The organism is Methylophaga sp. UBA5088 (assembly GCF_002414625.1).
GTDB lineage: Bacteria > Pseudomonadota > Gammaproteobacteria > Nitrosococcales > Methylophagaceae > Methylophaga > Methylophaga marina.
Map to the genome: position 1 here is coordinate 4536 of NZ_DIAC01000001.1, position 26484 is coordinate 31019.

Here is a 26484-nt window from a genome sequence, read left to right on the forward strand (position 1 = left end):
TTTCCTTATTTCAAGGCCTGATCGCCATTGTCGCTTAAATACAACAAAAGTCAGCTTTTGTATCAATGTCACAAAACTGTAACGTTTTCTTCATCATGCTGAAACATAACAAGCCTAAGGTGTGCGGGACTTCGGCTCTTACCGAATTGATAAACCAACCTAGAGGATAGTCCCTTGAAATTGAAAACAACATCTTTATTAATTGCCGGTACCTTGTTTGGTGCAGCAATGTTGCCTGCTCAGGCAAACAACGAAGCGATGGCTGACCTGTTAAAAGTCCTTCGTGACAAAGGCACCATCAGTGCAGAAGACTACAACATGCTGAAAAACGCTGCAGCAGCTGATCAAGAAAAAACTGAAGCTGCTCAAGCTGAAGTGAAAAAACAAGTCGCTGAAGCAACTGCAGATATGCCAAAAATTACCACTGATGGCAAGTTAGTTGTTGCAGACAGAGAAGGTAACTGGGAATTCCAACCTATCGGTCGTGTGATGTGGGATGCCATCTCTGTAGACAATGATGGTTTATACGATGGTACTGCAGGTGTAGGTGATAACGAAGGTCGAGGAACTGAATTACGTCGTGCACGTTTGGGTTTCCAAGGTTCGATTTATGACTGGAGCTACAAATTTGAAGCTGACTTTGCTGGCGGTGATGCATCAATTAAAGATGCTTATGTTGGTTACGGCAACAAACTAAACGACAGCACCAAATGGGGTGTAAAACTTGGTCAATCTCACATAGCTTTTGGTTATAACACTAAAGCTAGCTCTAAATACATGAGCTTTATTGATCGCCCATTCTATGCTGATTCAGCTTTATCACCTGCTCGTGAGAGTGGTGTTGCATTCCAGTTGAATGACAAAGATTATCGTTGGTTATTAGCATCATCTTTAACAAGCGGTGAAATCGACGGTGGTGAAACTGATGTAGATGATGCAGATACATGGGCAGTTCGCGGTTCATTCGTACCATTTATGCAAGACAGCAAACACATGTTACAAGTTGGTTTGGGTTATTTGAACCGTGGTAACGGTGATGGTTCATTCCGCTACCGTCAACGTGCTGTTAGCCACATTACTTCAGAGCGTCCAATTGACACTTCTGTAGCAGATTATGATGGCTCAAAAGCATTCACAGCTGATGTTTTAGGTATCTACGGCCCATTCCACGCTTTAGCTGAATACGTAGACTACACAGCTGAAAGTAACTCAAACTCAGATCAAGAATTCACTGGCTATTCAGTTGAAGCTGGTTACTTCCTGACGGGTGAATCTTACAAGTGGAAAAAAGGTTATAACTCTGGCGTTTCACCTAAATCTCCATATGGTGCGTGGCAGTTAGTTGCTCGCTTTGAAAACATTGAAACCGAAGGTTTAGTCGGCGGAAGTGTACAAACTGAAGACGAAGCAGATAAATTTACATTGGGTGTGAACTACATTCCACGTAAAAATATTCGTTTAATGCTGAACTACGACAAAGTTACCGATCTGACTGTCGATGGCGCAAGTTCAGATGCAGAACCATCTGCACTTAAATTCCGTGCGCAAGCATTCTGGTAGGTCTTAACACTGGAAAGCACTGATAAAAGCCTCACCCCAGGGTGGGGCTTTTTTCTGATTAGGAGATATTAGCAAGAGAAGATAAGACGATGACACAAGAAGAATTACACCACTATCACTCATTACAGGAAATTCTCAGTCATGGACGTCTGACAGCTCTGTTTCAACCCATTATATCTCTACACAACCAACAGATTTTTGGTTATGAGGCACTGATTCGTGGTCCGTCTGATGGCCCACTCCATTCGCCTGTGACCTTATTTGATACTGCTCTCAAGCATGATTGTTTGGCTGAGCTGGATTTACTCTGTCGAGAAACGGCGATCAAACGCTATGGTCAACTCGGCCTGAAAGAAAAACTCTTTATCAACACCACGCCTGTCGCCCTTCTGGATAACAATTATCCACATGGATTGACTTTACAATATGTTGAAATGGCGGGCTTATCAGCAGAACAAGTCATCATTGAGCTCACTGAACAGTATCCGATTGATGACTATGAATTAATGCGAACAGCCACCGAACATTATCGCGATATGGGTTTTTCGATTGCGATTGATGATTTGGGTGCGGGCTATTCTGGCTTACGCACCTGGTCTGAACTCAAGCCTGATTTTGTCAAACTGGACCGCCACTTTATGCAGAATATTCATGAAGATCGGCAAAAGCGCCAATTTGTGCAGTCCATGATTGATATTGCTCAAAGTATCGGCTGCCAGGTGATTGGTGAAGGCATTGAAGTTCGTCAGGAATATATCACCGCACAAAGTCTGGATATGCGCTTTGTACAAGGCTATTACTTTGGCCGTCCTAATCGTAATCCACAAAAAGAACTCGATAACAGTCTGTTTGCCCAACGCAAAGAAACAACGATACAACGAACAGGTCGTCCAAGAGCGAATACCCTTGTTAGCAGCTTGCTGACAGATTTAGATCCGGTCAGACATAACGATACCATTGAGCACATTTCTGATCGTTTTCAGAAAGCGTTAAAACTGAATGCGTTGCCGGTTGTTGATGATAATAATCGTGTCGTGGGTATCATGTGGCGCGATGATTTTATGACACTTTACGCCAGCCGTTTTGGTCGTGAACTGTACGGAAGAAAACCCATAAAAGACTTTATGGATAAAAATCCCATCGTCGTTGAAACTGAGCTGCCATTGAAAAAACTCAGTTATCAAATCACCAGCCAGGAAGCACATCACCAGCACAGTGCCTTCGTCATAACGGAGCAAGGCCGCTATCGCGGTGTAGGTAGTTTGATGGACTTGCTACGTCAGATTACCGATATGCAAATCACCATGGCTCGCCATGCCAACCCGCTGAGTGGTCTGCCAGGAAATGTGCCATTAAGTGAGCATACCCGTGAGATTATCGAGCAAAATAGGGATGTCACTGTCTGCTATTTTGACTTGGATAACTTCAAACCCTACAACGACATTTATGGTTACGGTAAAGGCGATAAAGTGATTAGCCTCACAGCTAAAACGTTAACTGAACATGTCGACCAGGAGATCGACTTTGTCGGGCATGTGGGTGGCGATGATTTTATCATCTTGTTTGAAAGTAAAGACTGGCGACACCGTTGCCAAAAGATTCTGGAAGCATTTGAGGCACTTTACCCACAGCTATACAATTTGCGTCATCTGCAACAAGCAGGCATCAATGCGGTTGATCGCCATGGCAATGAAACCTTTTATTCACTGCTTAGCTTATCGATAGGTGCTGTGCGCATTTTAGACTTCCCGAATATCCAGGCAGAGATTGATCTGACCGAATATGCCAGCAAAGCAAAATCAATGGCTAAGCGAATCGCTGGAAACAGCCTCTATCAGCTAGAGGCGACAGAAAAAAATATGAGTAATCAGAAACCGAAGATACGCTTGGTCACGGAGAAATAAACGGCTTAAACTGCCGCTTCGTAAGCAACCTGTTCGAGTACAAACTCGACACGCTGACGAACTTTCTCACGTGTTTCGCGGAAGATGGCCATCACTTCCTCTTCACTACCCCGCAGCTTGGCCGGATCAGGCAAAGGCAGATGCACCTTAACTGTATGCGGGCTGAGTAGAGGGCACTGCTCTTCAGCGTTATCACATAGTGTGACTAACAAATCTGCCCATTCCAGCATTTCACCATTCACACGAATTGATTCCTGCTGAGAAATATCAATGCCGACTTCAGACATAATTTTGATGGCACGTTGGTTTTGTCCATGTGCTTCAATACCAGCCGATTTAATTTCAATTTCTTCGCTGGCCAAAGCTCTTGCCCAACCCTCAGCCATTTGTGAACGACACGAATTGCCAGTACACAAAAACATGACTCTAATCTTTTCCATTTCTAACCCTTTCTTTATAGCAGGCCGACCTTAACAAACCAATATGACAACGCCGTTACGGCAACATAACATTCTGATTTATTGTTAATTCCTAATTCAGACTTGAAGCGAACAGCATCGCTTCTGTTAAAATGCCTGTTTATCAAAGAATAAAGACGTCCATTGTGAAAAAACTGATCGCACACATCCTCATCTCAGCGGCACTGTTGACTCCCGTCCTTGCTCAAGCTCAAACCACACGTTACGTATCTGATAAGCTCGAAATCACCATGCGGAATGGTCAAGGCGTGAAGTTCAATATCCGTAAAATGCTCGAGTCTGGTACACGACTCGAAGTACTGGAAACGGATCCAGCAGGTTATTCAAAAGTCAGAACGACAGATGGCGTTGAAGGCTGGGTGTTAACCCGTTATCTGACCAACACACCGAGTGCTCGTGACCAACTTGAAGCCAGTCAAAAGCGTGTGGCCAATTTAGAACTTGAAATCGCTAAATACAAAGAAGAAATTTCATCACTCAGTAATCAAAATTCTGACGTTGATACACAAAACATGTCGTTGAAAGAAAAATCACAACGTTTGAGCAAAGAACTGGACGACCTCCGTCGTACCGCGTCAAATGCTGTGGCTTTAGATAATGAAAACCGCCAGCTAAAAGAAAAGCTGCAAGAAATTGATCATGAGAACCAGTCATTAGTCATCGAAAACAATGCCTTAAAAGATAACAGTACCCGAAGCTGGTTCCTTATTGGCGCCGCTGTTTTATTCGCAGGTATCTTGTTAGGCATCATCCTACCGCGCCTAAAAGTTCGGAAAAAGGATAGCTGGGGCAGCCTCTGATAACAGATTATTATCTCGTCAATAAAAAAGGACGCATCGAGCGTCCTTTTTTTGTTTCATACAACCAGTCTATCAAGCACGTTTTTTGTGTCCATCTCTCAGATGAGACAAGCCTTCTCCAGCTAAAGAGCCACCATCAATCTGATACGCCTTACCAAAGCCTTTCACATAACGGCCACCGATAGGATTCAGCTTAAATAACTTAAAGTCACTCAATTGACTTAAGTTTTGTATGCGATCGCCATGACGATCGGTTAAACACTGAATACCCACATCCCAGTCTGCAGAATCGACAGGCAATAGTTCTGTGGTCACATTGTACTGAACACGAAGACGAGCAAATAACTCCGCAGCAGAATCTTCATCTTCAATAATTAATACTGAAGCTCTAGGGTGATGCTGCAAGTTTTTAGCGTGAACTGCGATTTCACTGATTAATACATATAAACAATCTTCTCCCACCGCGAAGGGCGCGTAGGAAGCATAAGGTTCATCTTCTTCGGTTAATGAGGATAGCAGCAAACTTTTTCTGCTGTTGACCATCGCCATAATCTCTTGACTGATTTTCTCTTCTAACCCTTTATTATTCATTACTCTATTCTCACTGATATTGTTGTTGCATGGCCAGAAAACGTTGTTTTTGTTCTGCTAACAACTCGCCTTTTTCATCTCGGCCAAGAAAGACTTTAAAAATCACCTCGCCCTCGGCATTTTCAAAAACAAACGCGTAACTCTCTCGGCCACGGTGCTGTTTATCTTGAAAACGAATATGGTTTACTAACTTAAGATTTAAGTGTCCATGAAAGCCTGGCACCGGACCTGATAAATTATAAAAACCTTCCGCTACAGAGCCTTTCGGAAAAGGCCCCATAAACTCAAACACACTGCCGCCATGCAATACGATGGTCGTCATAGTACCCCAATCAGCCAGTTGCTCGAGTAATGCTTGAGCCTGCTCACCTGGCATTGTTACTTCATTAGACATAGCTGCTCCTTAAAAATCATACTTCACGCCAAGACGAATATCTTTGCCCGGCATATAGAGTTGTTGAAATGCGACACGATAGTGTTGATCAGTCAAATTATTCACAGTCAGATCAATCGTTAAGTTTTTAACATCTTTCGATGTCCAGCTTGTGTAGAGATCCACTAATGTATAGTGCTCATAGTCAGTATTGATATCATTCGGTCGATGCTTCTGACTTTCAATCCGCGTTAGCCTCAAACCTGTTTTGAGGGTATTTTTAAGCCAAGCATTATTCATATCCAATACCCATTTATCTGCAGGGATTGTCGAGATGGCTTCTCCCGTATTCTTATCTTGCCCCCTGGTTTGGCCATAACTCAATAGGGCATTGAATGTATTCAATTGATAATTCATGGCTAGCTCAAAACCTTGCAACTCTGCCTTATCAATATTTCTGTAATAGGTATTACCTGGATTGGGAATAGGGAAAAAGACCGGGTCATCAACTCGTTGTTCGATGAAGTTATCTACATCGTTATGGAAAATATTAGCGTTTAACGTTAATGAATCAGACGATTTCAACACATCAGGCATTGTATATTGAGTCATTAACTCCCAGTTTTGAGACTCTTCTGGCTTCAAATCCGAGTTTGGAAGGAAGGTATTACAAAATCCTGGCCCCATACAAAAGTGCGTTCCAGATGTATAGAGCTCTTCGGATGAGGGTGCTCTAAAAGCTTCATCATAACGTAATGTGACATTTAACAGATCGGTTGGCTGCCAAACTAAAGCAGCAGATGGAGAAAACGCATTATCACTGTGTTCTTCGTTTAAGTTTTCTGCTTCTGTTTTGAAATAATCATAGCGTGCGCCTAACTCCACATGCCACTTCTCTGCTACAGGAAGATGAATCTCTGAAAAGGCCCCCCATACATCGGTCGTTGCCGTTGGCGGTAATGGCCTATCGACACCACCGCGATCTGCATTTAATTTATCCTGATATCCATCCACCCCGTAGATAACAGCTATGTCACCAAACTCACTACGGTTATGAATATTCATTCCCACTGTCCGAATTTCAGTGTCATCAAAGCGTCCATCCGAAGTCCGACTTTCATCCATTTTAGTACGATCCCAATACAAAGTAAGCTTGGTATTCAACAACGGGTTGTTAGGATTGTATTGATAGTCAAATGACGCTTGATCTGTCTGCGTTTTTCTATCTATCAAGAAGTTTGATGTGGAAACATCTGCTGCCCCATTTGATGGAATGCCACCGTAATTGTACGAGCGACGAAAGTTAAATGTCGCCATCTGATCGTTATCGATAAACCAGTCCAGCTTAGCTAACACACCTTTGTCGCGATTTGCTGAGTTTTGCAGATCATCGCCATTCCCCAGTTCCAAGTCATTGCCATCACGATAGTAACCCGATAGCAGAAAATCAACATTGCCAAAACGACTAGCCAAAGCACCGGTTGTTGTCCACTTATCACCGTTTGATTGATAACCTTGTTTCACAAAGCCGCCCAGATTATCTCCATCCAAGAGATCAGCCGCATGAATAGTATTCTGTGACACAACACCACCTAACGCACCTGACCCCCATAAAGAACTGCTCGGCCCTCGAAGTACCTCAACATTTTTTAAGAGTGATGGGTCTAAAAAATACGTAGGTCGATGACCTGATTCAAAATTCTGTCTAACCCCATCAATCAATTGCAAAACACGGTTTCCACCCAAGCCACGGATATTGACTCCCTGAACTTGTTCACGAGGGCCACCAGTTAATGTGACATTAGGTAAATAGTTAATAACTTGAGGAACAGAAGTGGCTTGTTGTCGTGCAATATCATCCTGACTGACGACACTGATGTTACGGCTTGCACTATCACCGTCAGTGTTTCTTGTTGCTGTGATAGTGATTTCATCGAGGCTTTGTTCCGCAGCGATGGCTGCGCCACCGCTTACTGTTAATAAAACAGGCACCTGCATTAGCAAGGCTAACTTTCTTAATTTCATCGTAATTGTTCCTGACTTAAAAAATATGTCGAGAAAATTACCACTTAACGATAATGAGATCAATTATCATTTACATATAGATTAACAATTTATCAGATATCAAGTAGAATGCGATTCGTTGTGTATGCCCATTTCACTTTAACTAACATATCGACTGAACTTTTTATGATGAAGAATAAAAGAATCCCTTCTCTTTTCTGCGCTCTATGGCTTTTAATGCTGACTTTGCTCACAGCCCCAAGCAGCTATGCGGACTCTAATAATTCCCGCCTGGTCAGTGTTGACGGCAATGCCACTGAGATTTTGCTCAACCTGGGATTGGAAGAGCATATTGTGGCTGCAGACTTAACCAGTCAGCCCTTGTTATCTCAGCCAGTTGAGAATTTAGGTTACCATCGGACATTATCAGCAGAAGGATTGCTCCAGTTACATCCTGATTTAGTTATCGGTAGCAATCATATGGGGCCAGCCCCCACTATCGCGGCCCTCAAAAAAGCACATATTCATGTACTCCAACTTGATAGTCCAACGACATTGGAGCAGCTTGAAACAAATATAACGCTGTTAGCATCTCGGCTAAATGCAGAATCAGCAGCGCAAACACTTATCGAACAGCTTCAAATAAGGCAGTCAGCCTTGCTAGAGAAACAGCTCGCACACAAGCCAACTGTAGTATTTCTGCTCGATATTGGTGAGCGTGGTTTATCCCAAGCGGGCAGTGACACCACTGGCGATGCACTCATAAAACTACTGGGCGGTAAAAATATCAGCCAGTTTAGTGGTTACAAATCCATCTCAGTTGAAGCTTTATTAGCCGTCAACCCGGATATTATTCTGGTTGGTAGTCGTTCTGACAGCTTGGATAGCGCTAACAAGCTCGTCAAACGTCAGCCATTACTGCAACATAGCCAAGCGGCTAAAAATAATCAGATAGTGAGTGTGAATGCAGCGACCTTAATTGCCGGGCTCAGCCTCGGTGCTCTGGCGGAAGCTGAACGACTGGCAGATAAACTCTACTAGCCATCGACTCGTGACTATGCCCTACCAATCGCTATTCCGAAAGCTGGCGTGGCCAGTTCTGATCAGCCTGCTTGTCATCGGTATTATTTTATCTCTGACATCTGGCCCCATGAAGTTATCAAGCTGGCAGAGTTTGTTAACTGTCTGGGACGGTTTATTCCATACCGATCTTAGCCGTCTAAATGACTATGAGAAGGTCGTTATCTGGGATCTTCGCTGGCCTCGTACGCTGCTAGCTTTGTTTATTGGCGCCTTATTGGCCATCTGTGGCGCCGTCACACAAGGCTTGTTTCGAAACCCTTTGGCTGATCCAGGCATCATTGGTGTGTCTTCTGGTGCAGGGCTTGGGGCGGCACTTGCCATCGTAATATTTCCCGTAAGTTTCTCAGTTTTTGCCACACCTGTAGCGGCTTTTGTGGGTGGGTTAGTCACCAGTTTATTAGTGTATCGACTGGCCCAATCCAGCCAAGGAAATACTTCCGTGCTTATTCTGTTATTAGCCGGGGTCGCGGTCGCCGCATTTACCGGTGCCGTGATTGGTTTTCTAACATTTATTGCCAATGATCAGGCATTACGCGATTTAACTTTATGGGGCATGGGTTCCTTAAATGGCGCCACACCTTTTATGTTGTGGTTATGTGCTGGCTGTTGCCTGTGCTTGATACTTTTCTATCAGTATTACGCCAAAGCCCTGAATGCCTTATTGCTGGGTGAAGCTGAAGCGGCACATTTAGGCATCCATACTGAACAACTCAAACGCCAACTCATCATTGCGACAGCGATTGGCATTGGTATTGCCGTCTCTGCCTCAGGCATTATTGGCTTCATCAGTTTGGTTGTGCCTCATCTAATACGTATGACATTAGGCCCAGATCACACACGCCTATTACCTTTATCTGCCATTGCAGGGGCGGCCCTGTTATTACTGGCTGATGTGGGAGCACGGGTCTGGCTCGCTCCAGCCGAACTTCCGGTTGGCTTAGTGACAGCATTGATTGGCGCACCCTTTTTTGTTTTTCTTCTATTACAGCAACGTCAGCGCTTAAGTACATTGTAGGATGACGATGACCAGTTTAACTTTAAATCATCTCAACATTGCTCATGGTGGACGCTCCATTCTCCATATCGAGCATGCTGATGTTGAGCCGGGCGAGTTTATTGCCGTGCTGGGCCCTAATGGCGCAGGAAAAACCAGTTTATTTCGTGCCATTACTAGCGAGTGGAAACCTAGCTCAGGTCATGTTTTTTTGCATGATAAAAATGTAAATGAATGGTCTCGTCGAGAGCGTGCGAAACACTTAGGTATTTTGCCCCAATCATCACAATTAACCTTTCCCTTTAGTGCAAGTGAAGTCGTGGCAATAGGTGCGACGCCGCTGTCTCTATCTGCTGATGAGTTAGCTCAGCAAACACGATTTTGGATGGAAAAAACCGATACCTGGCAATTTGCAGATCGCTTTTTTACCAGTCTCTCTGGTGGAGAGCGGCAACGCGTGCAGCTAGCGCGAATATTACTCCAGGTATCACAAGCCGAAAAACCACCTGTTGTTTTGTTGGATGAACCCACATCAGCACAAGACTTAGGTCAACAGCATCATTTATTACAACTCGTTCGTCAGCTTAGTCATGAATCACAATTCTCGATCGTGGCCATTTTGCATGATCTTAACCAAGCAACGCGTTATGCCGATAAGATTTGGTTGCTAAATCAGGGTAAAATGTTTGCTCAAGGTTCACCACAGGCGATATTAACACCTGATACCGTCAGTGCGGTCTGGGGTTATGTTCCTGAGAAACTGATCACTCAAGCAGGAAACAACGTTCTAATTTAATGACTTTATATGACTGACAAAAGCAGCTATGAGCTGAGCGGCATCCTCAAGCAAGCCCTTCTGTACAAAAAGCATCTCGTCAAAGCCAATATCATCGCGCTTCTGGCGACACTCTGTGCCGTGCCTGTTCCTCTATTATTGCCTCTGATGGTTGACGAAGTGTTACTTGAAGAGCCAGGCCCAACCGTCGCCTTTATTCAGCAATTCAGTCCCGATAGCTGGCATGGTCCGGTTTTATATATTTTGGCTGTGTTGTTATTTACATTGGTATTACGTGTGGCATCGGTCATTTTGAATGTGGCTCAGTCACGTTATTTCACCCTTATTGCCAAACGCATCACCTTCAGGATTCGTCAAAAACTGATTAAACGGCTGGGTAGAATTGCCATCAGCGAATATGAAACTCGAGGTAGCGCCGGCATTGCCTCACATTTTGTTACCGATATTGAAGTGATTGATAATTTTATCGGCAATACCATCAGTCGATTTATCGTAGCAACGCTGAGTATTATTGGTACAGCAGTGATATTGCTGTTTTTACACTGGCAACTGGCATTATTAATTTTGTTTATGAATCCGCTGGTGATCTATTTCACTATGGTGGTGGGTAAACACGTCAAGGAGCTTAAAAGGAAAGAAAATTCTGCTTTTGAAATCTTCCAACAAAGCTTGACCGAAACATTAGATGGTATTCAGCAAATACGTACTGCTAACCGAGAAAAACACTATCTGCTTCGCGTCATTGATAACGCACGTCACGTTAGAAACCATGCCTCAGAGTTTGCCTGGAAAAGTGATGCCGCAAACCGTTTTTCATTTGTGATCTTCCTGTTTGGCTTTGATGTATTCAGGGCTGTCAGTATGTTTATGGTGATTTTCTCTAATTTAAGTATTGGTGAGATGTTCGCTGTCTTTGGTTACCTCTGGTTTATGATGAGTCCGGTACAAGAGATTCTGAATATTCAATATTCTTTTTATTCTGCCAGCGCAGCGGTTTCACGGCTGAATAGTCTGTTCAGCATGCATGAAGAAGTGCGTTACCAAAACGACGTAAATCCATTTGTAGATGGACAACCCAGCAGTATTCGCATTGAGAACCTGCACTTTAAATACGGCGATAATAATAAAGTGCTCAGCGGCGTATCCCTGAATATCCAAGCAGGTGAAAAAGTCGCACTGGTCGGTGCTAGTGGTGCCGGAAAGTCTACCTTAGTCAATGTGTTATTAGGTTTATATCCAGCTGATGATGGCATGGTATTTTTTAATGATGTACCCGTGAGTAAAATTGGCCTGGACACGGTTCGTGAGCACGTATCCACAGTCTTACAAAGCCCCGCTTTGTTTAATGATACCGTGCGTCAAAACATTACGATGGGACGTCAATATTCTGATGATGCTATCTGGGAAGCTATTCGTATCGCACAGATAGAAACCGTCATCCAAGACCTTCCAGAACAATTGGATACCATCATAGGCCGTGATGGCGTGAAATTATCGGGTGGACAACGTCAACGTCTGGCAATTGCACGTATGGCTTTGGTGAATCCAAGCGTGGTTGTTTTGGATGAAGCCACTTCAGCCTTAGATAGTGATACCGAATTTCAACTGCATAATGCTTTAGAGCAGTATCTGGAAAATCGGACAACCATTATTATCGCTCACCGTCTCAGCGCCGTGAAACAAGCCGATCGCATTATCGTATTTGACGGTGGAGAAATTATTGCGGAAGGCGACCATGATTCATTGATTAATCAGGACGGTTTGTACCAAAAACTTTACGCACAACAGATATAAAAAAGCCCGGATAAACCGGGCTCATTTATTTTCTATCGACGCTTGAGTTGTTCAACATCCCGAACAGCCCCTTTCGCCGCTGAGGTAGTCAATGCGGCATAGGCCTGAAGAGCTAGGCTCACTTCACGCTCACGCCCAACGGGTTTCCAGGCATCATCGCCTTTCGCTTCCATAGCGGCACGACGATGCGCCAGCTCTTCGTCGCTTATCTCAACATTGATCTTACGGTTAGGAATATCGATATGGATGATATCGCCTTCCTCCACCAAGCCAATATTCCCGCCTTCCGCCGCTTCAGGTGAAGCATGACCAATAGATAAACCCGATGTACCACCGGAGAAACGTCCATCAGTTAATAAGGCACAGGCTTTACCTAAACCTTTAGATTTCAGGTAGCTGGTGGGATACAGCATTTCCTGCATGCCTGGTCCACCTTTTGGTCCTTCATAGCGAATGAGGACAACATCACCTTCTTTGATATCCCCTCTTAAAATAGCTGCGACAGAGTCATCTTGAGACTCAAAAATGCGTGCCGGACCAGAGAAAGTCAGAATAGACTCATCCACACCGGCCGTTTTCACAATACAACCATCTTCAGCTAAATTGCCATACAACACGGCCAAGCCGCCATCTTTACTATAAGCATGTTCGACATCACGAATACAGCCGTTTTCACGATCCAAATCCAGCTCTGGCCAACGGCAGTTCTGACTGAAGGCTTCCTGTGTTGGAATACCAGCAGGACCGGCGAGATAACGTGTTAATGCAGGCTCGTAGTCTGTGCGTTTGACATCCCATTGTTTTAAACCTTCACCCATGGTTTTGCTGTGAACTGTGGGCGCATCAGTATGCAATAAACCACCAGCCGCTAATTCACCAAGAATAGAAATGACACCACCAGCGCGGTGTACATCTTCCATGTGGTATTTGTTGGTGGCAGGCGCGACTTTACATAAATTCGGAATTTTACGTGACATGCGATCAATATCAGCCATAGTAAAGTCGACTTTGGCTTCATTCGCCGCCGCTAATAAATGCAGCACGGTATTGGTTGAACCACCCATCGCAATATCTAGGGCAATGGCGTTTTCAAACGCCGCTTTTGTCGCAATAGATCGCGGTAAGACATCCACTTCATCATTCTCATAGTAGCGTTTAGCTAAATCGACGATGCGACGACCTGCTTCCAGAAACAGTTCTTTGCGATCCGCGTGTGTAGCAAGCAATGAACCATTGCCTGGTAATGATAGCCCCAAAGCTTCCGTCAGGCAGTTCATTGAGTTAGCTGTAAACATACCAGAGCATGAACCACAGGTTGGACAGGCACTACGCTCAACCTGTTCGACATCCGCATCACTGACATGCTCATCCGCTGCCTGCACCATGGCATCCACCAAATCCAGCTTGACGTCTTTACCAGCGAGTTTTGTTTTACCCGCTTCCATTGGTCCACCAGAAACAAAAATCACCGGAATATTGAGTCGCATAGCGGCCATTAACATGCCGGGTGTGATCTTGTCGCAGTTTGAAATACAAACAATGGCATCCGCGCAATGGGCATTCACCATATACTCAACAGAGTCGGCGATAATGTCGCGCGATGGCAAGCTGTAAAGCATGCCGCCATGTCCCATAGCGATACCATCATCCACGGCAATGGTATTGAACTCTTTTGCGACACCGCCCGCTTTTTCAATTTCGCGCGCAACCAGTTGGCCAAGATCTTTTAGATGAACATGTCCGGGAACAAATTGTGTAAACGAGTTTGCAATAGCGATGATAGGTTTATTGAAATCATCATCTTTCATTCCTGTCGCCCGCCACAGTGCGCGAGCGCCAGCCATATTTCTACCCGCGGTAGATGTTCTTGAACGATATTGAGGCATGCGAAATCTCTCCAAAATCTGTTTTGCCCCACGTAACCCTTAGATCACATGGTAATAATCTGATAAATTTTACACGACACTTGGCAAGCGTGCCGAGTCTGAGATAAAAAGAAACGAATGAACGACACTGTAAAGCCAGTTACACCACAAAACTTAGCCACCACAACCAGCTGGTTTCGTACCGCTGCGCCTTATATTCATAGTCATCGTGGCGCGACTTTTGTGATTGCTTTTGATGGTGAAACCATCGATAGCCAGGAATTCGAGCCCCTGCTCCATGATATCTCTATCCTGAATAGCTTAGGCATTAAATTGGTTCTAGTATACGGTGCCAGACCTCAGATTGAAGCAAGCTGTATCGAACAAAACATACCTGTTAGATATCACAATGGTTTGAGAGTGACCGATGATATCAGCTTGGTTATTGCCAAAGCAGCCATTGGTAAACTGCGCCTTGATATCGAATCGAAACTGTCCTTTGGGTTACCACATACGCCAATGGCCGATGCACGTATTCGTTGTATCAGTGGGAACTTGGTGATTGCCAGACCTGCTGGCATCATAGATGGTGTGGATCTGGGTCATACAGGTGAAGTGCGTCGTATTGATGCTGAAGGCATCAATCAACAATTGGGATTAGGTAATATTGTTTTGCTGCCCCCTCTGGGTTACTCCCTTACGGGCGAAAGCTTCAACGTTTCAGCTGAATCTATCGCGACAGAAGTGGCCACAGCATTGCGCGCAGATAAATTGATCTTTATTGGTCACAGTAACAAAACGATGCCCCGCGAGCTGACGGTGAATGAGGCAGAAAAAGCACTCAGCTCCCACCCTTCATTACATGCTGCGGTAAAAGCATGTAAAGCAGGCGTCACCAGAGTACATATTCTGGATAGAGCCATTAACGGTGTTTTATTACAGGAATTATTCAGCCGTGATGGTGCTGGTACGCTGGTAACGTCCACCTCTTTTGAAACCACAAGACAAGCAACGATTGATGATGTCGGCGGTATCCTGGAGTTAATTCAACCGTTAGAAGAAAAAGGAGTTGTCGTAAAACGTTCAAGAGAGTTACTAGAACGAGAGATCGATCATTTCACGGTCATGGAGCGTGATGGCAGTGTTGTAGCCTGCGCGGCACTTTACCCCTATCCTGATAATGATATGGCAGAACTTGCTTGCCTGGCGGTATCGAATCAATACCAGAGTCATGGTCGCGGTCAACAATTACTCGGGGTACTGGAGCAGTCAGCAAAAGCACAAGGCATCAATAATCTGTGCGTGTTAACCACTCAAACGGCGCACTGGTTTTTAGAGCATGGGTTCAAACCAGCAGAAATAGCGGATCTCCCCGTCGCAAAACAAGCGCTATACAATTACCAGCGCAAATCACGTGTGTTCAGAAAAGAACTGGATTAACGTCTTTTTTTGTTATTTAACTGACGTCGATATTCCGGAAATAATAATGGCGCAAATTCATGGAGTGCTTTTTCATAAACACGACGTTTGAAAAACACAATTTCGTCAACAGGCGTCCAGTAATCCACCCAGCGCCAATCATCGAACTCTGGTTTTTCATGCAGATTAAGCTTGACGTCTTCTTCCTTACCGGTAAAACGCATTAAAAACCAACGCTGCTTTTGGCCAATGCAAAGCGGTTTATTTCCATATCGCAGGTAACGTTTAGGTAAGCGGTAACGCAACCACCCTCGGGTCATTGCAATTAACTCAACATGCTCTGGCAATAAACCTACCTCTTCCGTAAGCTCACGATAAGCCGCCTGCTCAGGAGTTTCATGGGACTTGATCCCCCCCTGAGGAAACTGCCACGAATCATGTTGCGCACGTTGCGCCCACAACACCTGATTCTCTTCGTTGCAGAGTATGATCCCTACGTTAGGCCTGAAGCCATCTTTATCAATCACGACTGAAGTCTCTAGCTGGCTGAGCGCAATCGCCCCCAGCGGTTTATTCTCAATTAGCGATTAGATTATTAAAAGCACTGTCAGTATGCAATGCATTTTGACATACAATAGTCGCATTTTTGATTAAAACGGAGACTTTTCCAGCATCATGGCGTTGGCAATTTTTGATTTGGATAATACTTTATTGGCCGGTGATAGCGACTATTTATGGGGTCGTTACTTGTGTGAAAATAACATTGTAGACGAGAAGGCCTATCGGGCTAGCAATGATCATTTTCTTCAGGAATACATTAACGGCTCACTCGACATCTACGCATTTTTAGAATTTGTCTTTACACCTTACGCCAACCATTCCATGTCGGAATTAGAAGCTTGGCGCGCGGCCTATCTTGAAGAAAAAATTAAACCGATCATTTTGCCAGCGGGTATCGAGCTTATCGAAATGCATCGAGCCAAAGGCGATACATTACTCATTATCACCGCCACCAATAGTTTCCTGACTCAGCCTATTGCGGAGCTCCTGGGCATTGAACATTTAATTGGCACGGATCCAGAAATGATTGATGGCGCGTTTACCGGCAAAGTCTCAGGCACGCCCTCGTTTCAGCGTGGTAAAGTCGAGCGCTTGAAAATGTGGTTAAACCATCGGGATGAAACGATGGAGAACAGTACTTTTTACAGTGATTCTCATAACGATATCCCACTATTAGAACTGGTCGACACCCCTGTCGCCGTTGATCCCGATGAGAAGCTTGAAGCCTTTGCTAAGGAAAAAGGCTGGAAAATTCTCAGTTTGCGTTAATAATTGTTACAATTCATCGTTTTTTATCATTCACAATCAGGCCGTCATTATGGAATGGGAAGTTGTTATTGGGTTAGAGATTCATACCCAACTCGCCACCAAGTCTAAGATTTTCTCTGGTGCTGCTACAGCATATGGTGCAGAGCCGAATACACAAGCATGTGCCGTTGACCTGGGTCTGCCGGGCGTATTACCGGTACTCAATGCAGAAGCTGTCAGAATGGCGATTAAGTTTGGTCTTGCCGTTGATGCTGAGATTTCTGAACGTTCAGTCTTTGCCCGCAAAAATTACTTCTATCCTGACTTACCAAAAGGCTATCAAATCAGCCAATATGAATTACCCGTTGTCGGAAAAGGCCACATCAGTATCGAACTGGAGGATGGCTCTGAAAAAGTCATCGGTATTACTCGAGCTCATCTCGAAGAAGATGCTGGCAAATCACTACATGAAGACTTTGACGGTCAAACAGGCATTGATTTAAACCGAGCAGGCACACCGTTGTTAGAAATTGTGTCTGAACCTGATATGCGCAGCGCAAAAGAAGCGGTTGCTTATATGAGGAAAATCCACTCACTGGTTCGCTATCTTGAGATTTGTGATGGCAATATGCAGGAAGGTTCATTCCGCTGCGACGCGAACGTTTCAATTCGTCCTAAAGGGCAGGAAAAGTTTGGTACCCGTGCCGAGCTGAAAAACATTAACTCTTTCCGCAACGTTGAACGCGCTATTAATTACGAAGTTGAGCGTCAAATTGATGTGTTGGAGTCAGGTGGCGAAGTCATTCAGGAAACGCGTTTGTACGATGCCGACAAAAATGAAACGCGCGCGATGCGTAGTAAAGAAGAAGCGAATGACTACCGTTACTTCCCTGATCCTGATCTGCTCCCACTGATTATTGACCAAGCCACGATCACTGATATTAAAGCGACATTGCCCGAACTACCCAACGAAAAACGTGATCGCTTTGTCAATGAGTTAGGTCTATCGCTGTATGACGCCTCGGTACTCACCAGTAGCCGTGAGCTGGCCACTTATTTTGAGTCATTACTAGCGGCCACTGGCGGCAATGACCCGAAACAATGTGCCAACTGGGTTATTGTTGAGCTGTCCGGTGCACTAAACAAAGCAAGCATGGATATTACTGAATCACCGGTGAGTGCTGAACAGCTTGCTGGTGTCTTAAACAGAATCAGTGATAACACTATTTCAGGCAAAATCGCCAAAACCGTGTTTGAAGCATTGTGGAAAGGTGAAGGTAAAGATGCCGATGCGATCATCGAAAATAAAGGTCTGAAGCAAGTCACCGATACCGGCGCTATTGAAGCTATGGTGGATGAAGTACTGGCGAATAATCCTGATCAAGTGCAGCAATACCGGGATGGCAAGGAACAATTACTTGGCTTCTTCGTTGGCCAGATAATGAAAGCGTCAAAAGGTAAAGCCAACCCAGCCCAGGTAAATGAATTACTGAAGAAAAAACTGAATGAATAATTCCTGACACATGAGTTAATCATCAAAAAAAGCCGCCATTGAGCGGCTTTTTTTATGGCCGATTTTTATGCATTCATTGTGAGGCATCTCACAAATTACAAGCGACCCGATTCCCCTTAATCGCTAAACGATGTAGTATCACCCGATGGATTTGTTACGCTTTTTTGACTACGGCGCTAAAAGCCAATGATGGAGCAAAGGTTGACCAACCAATGAAGTTTGTACAGGAGCACCTCCCCGCCAAGACGGGTTTAAATAAATTACCGTCGGCCTCTCCCCTTCCTGAAGCCAACTGGGTACTCGTTTTCGGCTCTGTCAGCCGCTTCAACGATAAAGGTTTTGCTAAAACCCTAAAAAAACGCTACCCAAACGCCGAAATCATCGGTTGCACCACATCGGGCGAGATTACAGGTGATGGTGTTTATGATGACAGCATCCACATCACAGCCATGCAGTGGGAGCGAAGCACGCTCCGCTTTATAAGCAAGCCGGTTAATAGTATGGAGCAATCCCATGCACTGGGTGCTCAAATTGCCGCTGAGTTAAAAATGGATGATCTCAAAGGCGTGTTTGTTCTCAGTGACGGTTTGAATGTTAATGGTTCTGAACTGGTAGAAGGTCTCCAGGAGATATTGCCCAATATTCCTATCACAGGTGGTCTAGCAGGCGACTCTGCTGCATTCAAGCAAACCTTACTCATCAACAATGACAAAATTCAGGATCGTACAGTGATCGCTGTTGGTATTTACGGAGAAGATGCCATCGTTACCAGTGGCGCCTTAGGCGGCTGGCAACCATACGGACCACCAAGAAAAATTACGCGTTCAAACAAAAATGTGGTGTACGAGTTAGACAATAAACCCGCTCTTCCACTTTACAAGATGTACATAGGCTATTACGCCAATGAATTACCTGCTTCTGGCTTGAATTTCCCCTTTGCCATCATGGATGAGAAGAATGTTAATGTCATCAGAACACTCCTCTCGATTAATGAACAAGATAATAGCTTGACCTTTGCAGGCAATATAAAAGAAGGGTCTACCGTTCGTTTTCTCAAGTCTGATCATGATCGTTTGGTTTTAGGTGCCAGTGAAGCAGCCAGACAAATATTACAAAAAGACGTCAACATAAACGATAAAGCCTTAGCTATTTGCGTGAGCTGTGTTGGCCGTAAATTAGTCATGGAATCTCAGGTATCAGACGAAGTGTTTGCTGTGCAAAGACTACTGGGTATGCAGACAGGCATCACCGGATTCTATTCAAATGGTGAAATCTGTTCAGGGGAAGATGATAGTCACAGTTTACTGCACAACCAAACCATGACTATCGCTTATCTGAGTGAGCACAACGCCTGATTAAATCAGGCGATTTCTCTCGCTGCTGCTAACAACGCTAATCTAGCCATGACACCGTAGGCATAAAAGCGGTTCGGTTCCGAATCAGGCAAATCTGTTTGATCTGGTGTGCTACAGGACTGAGCAAAGGCCAGTGGTTCAAAATGCATCCCCGGCGCATTTAAATTTTCATTAACGCCACGCCCAGTGTGAACACGATAGAAGCCACCTACCACATAGTGATCCATCATATAAATAACGGGTTCAGCTACCGCCTTTTCTTCCCCCAATGTCTCGAAGGTGTAAACGCCTTCCTGAACCAACACATTATCCACCACCAAACCTTCCTTAGCGGATGACATTTTATTTCGTTGTTTACGATTGAGGTTTTCGATTTCCTCGGCGCTTTTAACCGTCATAATGCCCATCCCATAGGTACCGGAATCGGCTTTCACAACAACAAACGGCTCTCTGTCGATATTATATTCAGCGTATTTGGCTCGAATAGATGTCAGCAAATTGTTCACATTTTTGGCGAGACACTCTATGCCCGACTTTTCTTTAAAATTCACTTCACCGCATTGCAATGTCAAAGGGGATACTAACCACGGATCTATATCAATCTGCTCAGCAAATTCTTTTGCGACTTGATTATATTGAGTGAAATGATCAGATTTTTTTCTGGTTGACCAGCCTGCGCGTAATGGTGGAATAACCTCTTGCTCTAGATTTTCGAGAATAGCTGGCCGTCCGGCAGATAAGTCATTATTTAACAGAACCAGACAGGGTGAAAAGTCATCCACGGCAACACGATTACCTTTTCTGACTAATGGCTCAAGCGTAATTTGCTTACCTGATGGCAGGTCAATGCTCATAGGCTCTTCAATCTCTTCTAATAAACTGCCAATGCGAGCTTCCATACCTGCTTTTTGGAAGATGTCACGTAAGGTTTCCAGGCTTTCGAGATAAAACAAGTTCCTCGTATGATTTTCAGCCACAATCAATACGCGTTTTGCTGTTGGACAGGTTCGTTCAACAGCAGCCTGAGCAGCGTGAATACACAAAGGCATAAAAGAGGCGTTAAGATTATTAAACCCAGCAGGGAATAAATTCGTATCCACAGGCGCCAACTTAAACCCCGCATTTCGGAGATCGACAGAAGCATAAAACGGCGCAGGCGTTTTTAACCACTGCTCTCTTAACCATGTTTCAACTTGTGTCTGCTTTTCTAGCAATATGGCTTCTAACTTTAGAAGAGGACCATTTAAAGCGGTGGTTAAGTGTGGGACGCCAGAAGTCATGGTTAAGCTCGCTTATGTTTTAAAGTGTAGAGTTGAGTATAAATGTCGATAAGAAGAGACATGGGACACAAATTTGATATTTCAAGTCATTCATACTTAACCGTTGTGAATTTACAGTTCGCTGAGATGATTATTCAACTCAAGTCATCACTAGCCTGTAACACAAAAATGGGTTATCTTCGTGTGCACTACAATTATAAAATAATTCAGGTATAGCATAGTCGTGAGCCAGAGTGAAAACGAATTTAACGGTCTGAAAGTGATGGTGATTGATGATAGCAACACCATTCGCCGCACAGCTGAAACACTATTAAAAAAAGCAGGGTGTGATGTGTTAACGGCTGACAATGGATTTGAAGCTCTACCCATCATTAGTGCCCATCATCCCGATATTTTATTTATCGATATTATGATGCCACGACTGGACGGCTATCAGACTTGTGCACTAGTGAAGAATAACCCTAAATTTAGGGACATACCCGTAGTAATGCTCTCCAGCAAGGATGGTTTATTTGATAGAGCAAAAGGACGCGTTGTAGGGGCCGAACAATATTTAACCAAGCCTTTTACTCGTGAAGATTTACTCGGTGCCATCCGAACACATTTGCTGGAAAAAACTCAGGACGCAAATTAATTTATGGCTCGAATTTTAATCGCTGACGACTCGCCTACCGAAGTATATGTGCTTCAAAAACTGTTAGAACGACATGGTCATCAGGTTCTGGTTGCAGAAGATGGTGAGCAAGCAGTTCGTATTACACAAGAAGAACAACCAGACTTAGTATTGATGGATGTGGTTATGCCTAACCTGAATGGCTTTCAGGCTACACGTCTTTTAAGTCGTGATGATGACACTCGTCACATTCCTATCATTATTGTTTCCTCAAAGAATCAGGAAACCGATAAGATGTGGGGACTCCGCCAGGGAGCCAAAGGTTATCTTGGCAAACCGGTCTCAGAGGATGAGATTATTGAACAGATTCAATCGTTGCTGGATAAATGACTATGATGCAACCACAAACACCCGAAGACATTATTGCCATATTGCAAGATGTCGAACGCCGTAGCAGACAAAAAGCGGCAGGGTTAACACAGCAAGAATCGCTTGGGCAAAGCTGGACAGCCATCGGATTTCGTCTTGCTGGTCAGCATTTTGTGATTCCACTAAACGATTCCAGAGAAGTCTTTCCCGTCCCCGACCACATTACCGCCGTGCCAAAAGCTAAAGCTTGGGTATATGGCATCGTTAACCTTCGTGGTGAACTATTACCCGTCTTGGATCTAAAGCATTATCTTCTTGATAAACCCAGCAGATTATCTAAACGAAGCCGCATTATTGTTATCAACGATGCAGACATCAACAGTGGTTTATTAGTAGATGAAGTCTATGGACTCAAGCATTTTCAACGTGAGCCAGACTCTCTCGACATGCAAGCACATAAAGAAATTACACCTTACTTAACAGGTAGTGTTTACCAGCAAGACATACAATGGGACGTTTTCAGTTTCTCGAAACTTATTGAAGATGAAAGGTTTATTAATGCTGCCGCATAATAATTTGATATCAGGACTAGGTATATGAACTCAACCAGCAAGCTTTTATTTTCGTCGCTGAAAAACAGTAAGAACTGGCCGGGACTGGCCGCGTTTATCATTCTGTTTATACTCACCCTGACAGGCTTAGGGCTGATTGCAACGGGTATGTACACACTCCTCTACCCCAATTTGCTCTATATCAGCATTGGTGTAGCCATACTGTTTGTTCTCTCTACACTGGCAGCTATTAATCTGTGCCTGCCTTCTATTCAGCAGTTGAAAGTGTCACTGGATAAAATGGAATTACAAAACAGACACAATCAAGATGCAATTCTTCGATTACTGGATGAAATGGGTGATCTGGCTGATGGTGATCTTACCGTCAGTGCCACAGTGACAGAGGACATCACAGGCGCTATTGCTGATTCCGTTAACTACACTATAGACGCATTGAGAAGTCTGGTTGAGCAAATTAATTCTACCACCATGCAGGTTGCTTCTGCAGCGCAAGAAACACAAGCAACTGCCTTACATCTGACCGATGCCAGTGAGCATCAAGCACAACAAATTACCGAAGTCAGTTCGTCTATCAATCAAATGGCAGGCTCTATCGAGCAAGTATCTCGTAGTGCCAGCCAATCATCTGATGTAGCACAACAATCTGTATCTCTGGCTATTCAGGGTAACAGTGCAGTGAAAAAAGCGATACACGGTATGGATACCATCCGTGAACAAATTCAAGAAACATCAAAACGTATCAAACGTTTAGGTGAAAGCTCACAACAAATCGGAGATATTGTTGAACTGATTAATGATATCGCTGAACAAACGAATATTCTGTCACTGAACGCCGCCATTCAGGCTGCGATGGCTGGTGAAGCTGGTCGCGGTTTTGCTGTGGTAGCGGATGAGGTTCAGCGCCTTGCTGAACGTTCCAGTAACGCCACACGCCAAATTGATGCCCTGGTTAAAACGATTCAAAGTGATACTAACGAGGCCATCAGTTCGATGGAACAAAGTACAACCGAAGTCGTTGCCGGAGCAAAACTATCACAGGATGCCGGCACCTCTCTCGAGCAAATTGAAAGTGTTTCTCACCAGTTGGCAGAACTTATCAACAATATCTCCGATAATGCCAAACAACAGGCAACGGCTGCGGTGACGACCTCTGAGAACATGAATGTTATTCAGGAAATCACTATGCAAACCTCTACCGGCACCAATGAGAGTGCAGCTTCGATTGGTCGACTTCTAGAGTTAACAAACGAACTGCGTAAGTCTGTATCTGGCTTTAAGTTACCTCGCTAAGCTTATTTGGAGATAGTCATCTAATGGCACAACTCATCAAAGGCAATTACGATGCATTAGTCTGGCTGCAAGATGAATTGCAGCAGTCTCTTGCTCATGCCTTAGCGGCCATGAATAATTTTCTCGATGGCCAGGCTGAAGAGAAGCTTCTTACCGATACTATCGAGTCTCTTTATCAGGTGAAAGGGACACTGGATATGATTAATATGTCCGGTGCGTCAATGCTGACTGAAGAAACACAAAAAGCCGTCAGAGCCCTTCAAAATAATCAGGTAACAGATACCTCAGCGGCTCAGGATGCCATTGTAAAATCGTTATTACTATTACCGAACTACATCAAACTGCTGAATAACGACTTTCTGGATCACCCACTGTCCCTGCTGGATATCATTAACGAGCTGAGAAAAGTCTGCAAAGCAGATACCAGAACTGAAATCGAGCTGTTTAATCCAACGCTTTCCATTGCTCTACCAGACAGCATTGCACCCAATCCAGCCCGAAAACTTCCAGCATTGAATATTGAACAACGTAAGTTGGGACATGTTTTCCAAGTCTTGCTACTGCAATGGTTACGTCAGCAAGATAATGACAGCCTAAGGCAAATGTATGCCATCGTGCATTTTCTTCGCTTATCCAGCCACCAAGAAAAAGTCTGCCTGTTCTGGTGGACAGCCGAAGCTTTCATTGAAGCTATTGAACACCAAGGACTGACGTCTGCCGGGCAAATAAAACCCCTAATGGGTAAATTGGTTCAACCAATTAAGCAACATAGCGAAGCCGGTGAAGCCGCCCTACAATTGGATTTTCCTGCAGACTTGGAAAAACAGCTGTTATTAGCCATTGCCAAAGCGACCAGCCGTGGCCCACATGTCACCTTACTAAAAGCGACGTTAAAACTGTATTTCTTTGATCAACGTTCCCGTATCTATGGAATGAGTGACAATGCGCTGGGTGATGCTCACCTTGCTTTGCTTGAGCAACTTCAGGATATAAAAGAACAGTTAAATCAACACGTTCATGATGGCGATGTTGATATTGATGTGATTGAGTCGACATCAAAACAATTACAAAGCATGTCAGACACACTGGCTTTACTTGCCGAATATGAAGCCAGCAATCTATTACATCATCAGGTAGAGCAACTCAATGCGATAAGCAGTCGCGGTGATATTCCCAGTGAAGATGACTTAACGCAACTTGCCGATAGCTTATTACAGGCAGAAGCCCTACTGGCATCTACGACACAGGCAAACGTCAGTGACCAGTTGCGCCAAACAGTCATGACCGAATGTTTGTTAGAGCTGAGTAATATCAAAGAAACTCTAACATTAATGGAGCGATCAGAACGCTATGTTGATGGCTTAGGAGAAACAGAACAACAGTTAAGTTTGATTGCAGGCAGTCTTGATATGCTGGACCAGGCTGCTGCGGCCGAGATCGTGAAAATGACATCGGAGACACTATCTGATTATCACGCAGGGGAGAAAACCTTCTCGGCGATTAAGCTGCAACGTTTGGCTGATATCATTGCTTGCTGCGAATTATACATGGAGGGCGTGCGTCATCACGGACAGGCTGATGACGATTATCTGGCAACAGCTAAAACCAAACTGCTGCAGTTCGATAATGAATATGAAACAGCGACTGATGAAGACGTCATAATTGACACAGAGACTTCCGCCGAACCTGCGCTATCCGTTGAGGATAAGCGTATTGAGCCATATGACTTTATCGATGATCCTGTTCTTTCTGGCGATGATACCGTTCATTCATCCCCAGTCGAGGTATCAACTGACCAACCCAACATTGCCGGCACAGATTCAGGCGCTGACGCAGACTGGCATTTTGCTGAGGGTATTGATGCTGAAGTAGCTGCTATCTTCATTGAAGAAGCCACAGAAGTGTTACAGGAACTAGCGCACCACATTCCTGCCTGGATTCAACAGCAGGATAAGGCAGCATTGAATGAAACAAGGCGTCACTTCCATACGCTTAAAGGTAGCGGGCGTATGGCAGAGGCTCAGGTCATTGCCGATCTTTGCTGGGCTGTTGAAGATGTGTTGAATCATGTCATTGAGGGCAGCCGTGACGATAATGATCTTGTCAAAAAATTAGTACAAGACAGTTATCAACTCTTACCAGAGCTACTGTCACGTTTCACTCAAGCAGATACCAGTTCGCCAGATAACATCGATGCGTTGTATGAACTAAAAGAAAGGTGCTTAAATCCCTTACTCAAAGAAGTAAAAGCGCAAAGACAGCAGGACCAACGCACCTCTGTTGAACGTTATATCCAAATTCGTCAAGCACGTGATGCAGCAAGGTTAGATGTCGATTTAGCAACGTATCAGGCACAGCAAGATGCGCAATATTCCCCGGACAAACCTGTTTTTGAAATAGATCCCATTCTGCCTACGGGCGTCGAACGATATATTCGTAAGAAGTGGGGGCTTGAGAAGCATCAAAGTCCACTTATGACCAGCGTTGAAAGCTACATACAGCGTTTGCATACAGAGCATGAT

At 44.4% G+C, this 26484-nt stretch carries 23 protein-coding genes; 16 read left to right on the forward strand and 7 right to left on the reverse strand.

Annotated features, from left to right (window positions below; translation table 11 throughout):
- Positions 1-174 precede the first annotated feature (174 nt).
- Together B4K20_RS00040 and B4K20_RS00045 are read left to right on the forward strand one after the other, a co-directional pair.
- A complete protein-coding gene (locus B4K20_RS00040) occupies positions 175-1560 on the forward strand; it encodes an OprO/OprP family phosphate-selective porin (RefSeq protein ID WP_273178397.1) in 1386 nt (461 codons plus the stop codon).
- A gap of 89 nt (positions 1561-1649) precedes the next feature.
- Positions 1650-3464, forward strand: coding sequence for a GGDEF domain-containing protein (locus tag B4K20_RS00045; protein ID WP_289281410.1), 1815 nt, complete (start codon positions 1650-1652; stop codon positions 3462-3464).
- 5 nt (positions 3465-3469) lie between these two features.
- Here the strand turns inward: B4K20_RS00045 and B4K20_RS00050 are convergent, their stop codons facing one another.
- Positions 3470-3904, reverse strand: a complete 435-nt coding sequence (locus B4K20_RS00050; protein ID WP_284452221.1) for an arsenate reductase ArsC — start codon at positions 3902-3904, stop codon at positions 3470-3472.
- A 164-nt stretch (positions 3905-4068) separates the two neighbouring features.
- Between B4K20_RS00050 and B4K20_RS00055 the strand changes: the two genes are divergently transcribed.
- Positions 4069-4743, forward strand: a complete 675-nt coding sequence (locus B4K20_RS00055) for a TIGR04211 family SH3 domain-containing protein (RefSeq protein ID WP_284452220.1) — start codon at positions 4069-4071, stop codon at positions 4741-4743.
- 72 nt (positions 4744-4815) lie between these two features.
- On the opposite strand, the gene B4K20_RS00060 is transcribed toward B4K20_RS00055, so the two are convergent.
- Genes B4K20_RS00060 through B4K20_RS00070 form a run of 3 tightly spaced genes read right to left on the reverse strand, consistent with a single transcriptional unit; the run spans position 4816 to position 7732 of the window.
- Positions 4816-5334 (reverse strand): HugZ family protein, encoded by a 519-nt coding sequence (locus B4K20_RS00060; RefSeq protein ID WP_286303529.1) that lies wholly within the window; start codon positions 5332-5334, stop codon positions 4816-4818.
- A 10-nt stretch (positions 5335-5344) separates the two neighbouring features.
- On the reverse strand, positions 5345-5728 hold the full coding sequence (gene hutX, locus B4K20_RS00065; RefSeq protein WP_286303528.1) for a heme utilization cystosolic carrier protein HutX: 384 nt from the start codon (positions 5726-5728) through the stop codon (positions 5345-5347).
- A 9-nt stretch (positions 5729-5737) separates the two neighbouring features.
- Entirely contained in the window at positions 5738-7732 is a 1995-nt protein-coding gene (locus tag B4K20_RS00070; protein ID WP_289281411.1) for a TonB-dependent hemoglobin/transferrin/lactoferrin family receptor, read from the reverse strand.
- Between the two features lie 216 nt (positions 7733-7948).
- Between B4K20_RS00070 and B4K20_RS00075 the strand changes: the two genes are divergently transcribed.
- The 4 genes from B4K20_RS00075 to B4K20_RS00090 are packed head-to-tail and all read left to right on the forward strand — an operon-like array spanning position 7949 to position 12378.
- A complete protein-coding gene (locus B4K20_RS00075; RefSeq protein ID WP_289281412.1) occupies positions 7949-8752 on the forward strand; it encodes a heme/hemin ABC transporter substrate-binding protein in 804 nt (267 codons plus the stop codon).
- A gap of 16 nt (positions 8753-8768) precedes the next feature.
- The gene (locus B4K20_RS00080) at positions 8769-9809 is read left to right on the forward strand and encodes a FecCD family ABC transporter permease (protein WP_286306097.1); all 1041 of its coding nucleotides are present in this window, start codon (positions 8769-8771) and stop codon (positions 9807-9809) included.
- Positions 9810-9816: 7 nt separating this feature from the next.
- Positions 9817-10584 (forward strand): heme ABC transporter ATP-binding protein, encoded by a 768-nt coding sequence (locus tag B4K20_RS00085; RefSeq protein ID WP_289281413.1) that lies wholly within the window; start codon positions 9817-9819, stop codon positions 10582-10584.
- A gap of 9 nt (positions 10585-10593) precedes the next feature.
- Positions 10594-12378, forward strand: a complete 1785-nt coding sequence (locus B4K20_RS00090) for an ABC transporter ATP-binding protein (RefSeq protein WP_289281414.1) — start codon at positions 10594-10596, stop codon at positions 12376-12378.
- Between the two features lie 32 nt (positions 12379-12410).
- Here B4K20_RS00090 and ilvD read toward each other — a convergent pair whose 3' ends face one another.
- Positions 12411-14264, reverse strand: a complete 1854-nt coding sequence (gene ilvD, locus B4K20_RS00095) for a dihydroxy-acid dehydratase (protein WP_289281415.1) — start codon at positions 14262-14264, stop codon at positions 12411-12413.
- Positions 14265-14381: 117 nt separating this feature from the next.
- Between ilvD and argA the strand changes: the two genes are divergently transcribed.
- A complete protein-coding gene (argA, locus tag B4K20_RS00100) occupies positions 14382-15683 on the forward strand; it encodes an amino-acid N-acetyltransferase (protein WP_289281416.1) in 1302 nt (433 codons plus the stop codon).
- Here argA and B4K20_RS00105 read toward each other — a convergent pair.
- Complete coding sequence (locus B4K20_RS00105; protein WP_289244085.1) at positions 15680-16189, reverse strand: RNA pyrophosphohydrolase; 510 nt, start codon at positions 16187-16189, stop codon at positions 15680-15682. The two genes, argA and B4K20_RS00105, sit on opposite strands and share 4 nt — an antisense overlap.
- A 148-nt stretch (positions 16190-16337) precedes the next feature.
- Between B4K20_RS00105 and B4K20_RS00110 the strand changes: the two genes are divergently transcribed.
- The 3 genes from B4K20_RS00110 (at position 16338) to B4K20_RS00120 (ending at position 19838) form a co-directional block, all read left to right on the forward strand.
- Positions 16338-16991, forward strand: coding sequence for an HAD family hydrolase (locus tag B4K20_RS00110; protein WP_289281417.1), 654 nt, complete (start codon positions 16338-16340; stop codon positions 16989-16991).
- Between the two features lie 49 nt (positions 16992-17040).
- Complete coding sequence (gene gatB / locus B4K20_RS00115) at positions 17041-18483, forward strand: Asp-tRNA(Asn)/Glu-tRNA(Gln) amidotransferase subunit GatB (protein WP_289281418.1); 1443 nt, start codon at positions 17041-17043, stop codon at positions 18481-18483.
- Positions 18484-18695: 212 nt separating this feature from the next.
- Positions 18696-19838: an FIST signal transduction protein gene (locus B4K20_RS00120; protein WP_286303518.1), complete on the forward strand. Its 1143-nt coding sequence runs from the start codon at positions 18696-18698 to the stop codon at positions 19836-19838.
- A 5-nt stretch (positions 19839-19843) separates the two neighbouring features.
- On the opposite strand, the gene gshA is transcribed toward B4K20_RS00120, so the two are convergent.
- Positions 19844-21118 carry a glutamate--cysteine ligase gene (gene gshA / locus B4K20_RS00125; RefSeq protein ID WP_289281419.1) on the reverse strand — a complete coding sequence of 425 codons (1275 nt, stop codon included), beginning with the start codon at positions 21116-21118 and terminating at the stop codon, positions 19844-19846.
- Between the two features lie 262 nt (positions 21119-21380).
- Between gshA and B4K20_RS00130 the strand changes: the two genes are divergently transcribed.
- From B4K20_RS00130 to B4K20_RS00150, 5 genes are all read left to right on the forward strand, one after another.
- Positions 21381-21752, forward strand: a complete 372-nt coding sequence (locus tag B4K20_RS00130) for a response regulator (RefSeq protein ID WP_414673376.1) — start codon at positions 21381-21383, stop codon at positions 21750-21752.
- A gap of 3 nt (positions 21753-21755) precedes the next feature.
- Positions 21756-22121, forward strand: coding sequence for a twitching motility response regulator PilH (pilH, locus tag B4K20_RS00135; RefSeq protein WP_286303515.1), 366 nt, complete (start codon positions 21756-21758; stop codon positions 22119-22121).
- A gap of 2 nt (positions 22122-22123) precedes the next feature.
- Positions 22124-22672, forward strand: a complete 549-nt coding sequence (locus B4K20_RS00140; RefSeq protein ID WP_289281420.1) for a chemotaxis protein CheW — start codon at positions 22124-22126, stop codon at positions 22670-22672.
- Positions 22673-22696: 24 nt separating this feature from the next.
- The gene (locus B4K20_RS00145; RefSeq protein WP_289244090.1) at positions 22697-23962 is read left to right on the forward strand and encodes a methyl-accepting chemotaxis protein; all 1266 of its coding nucleotides are present in this window, start codon (positions 22697-22699) and stop codon (positions 23960-23962) included.
- 23 nt (positions 23963-23985) lie between these two features.
- A partial coding sequence (locus tag B4K20_RS00150; RefSeq protein WP_289281421.1) for an Hpt domain-containing protein occupies positions 23986-26484 on the forward strand: 2499 nt, incomplete at its 3' end.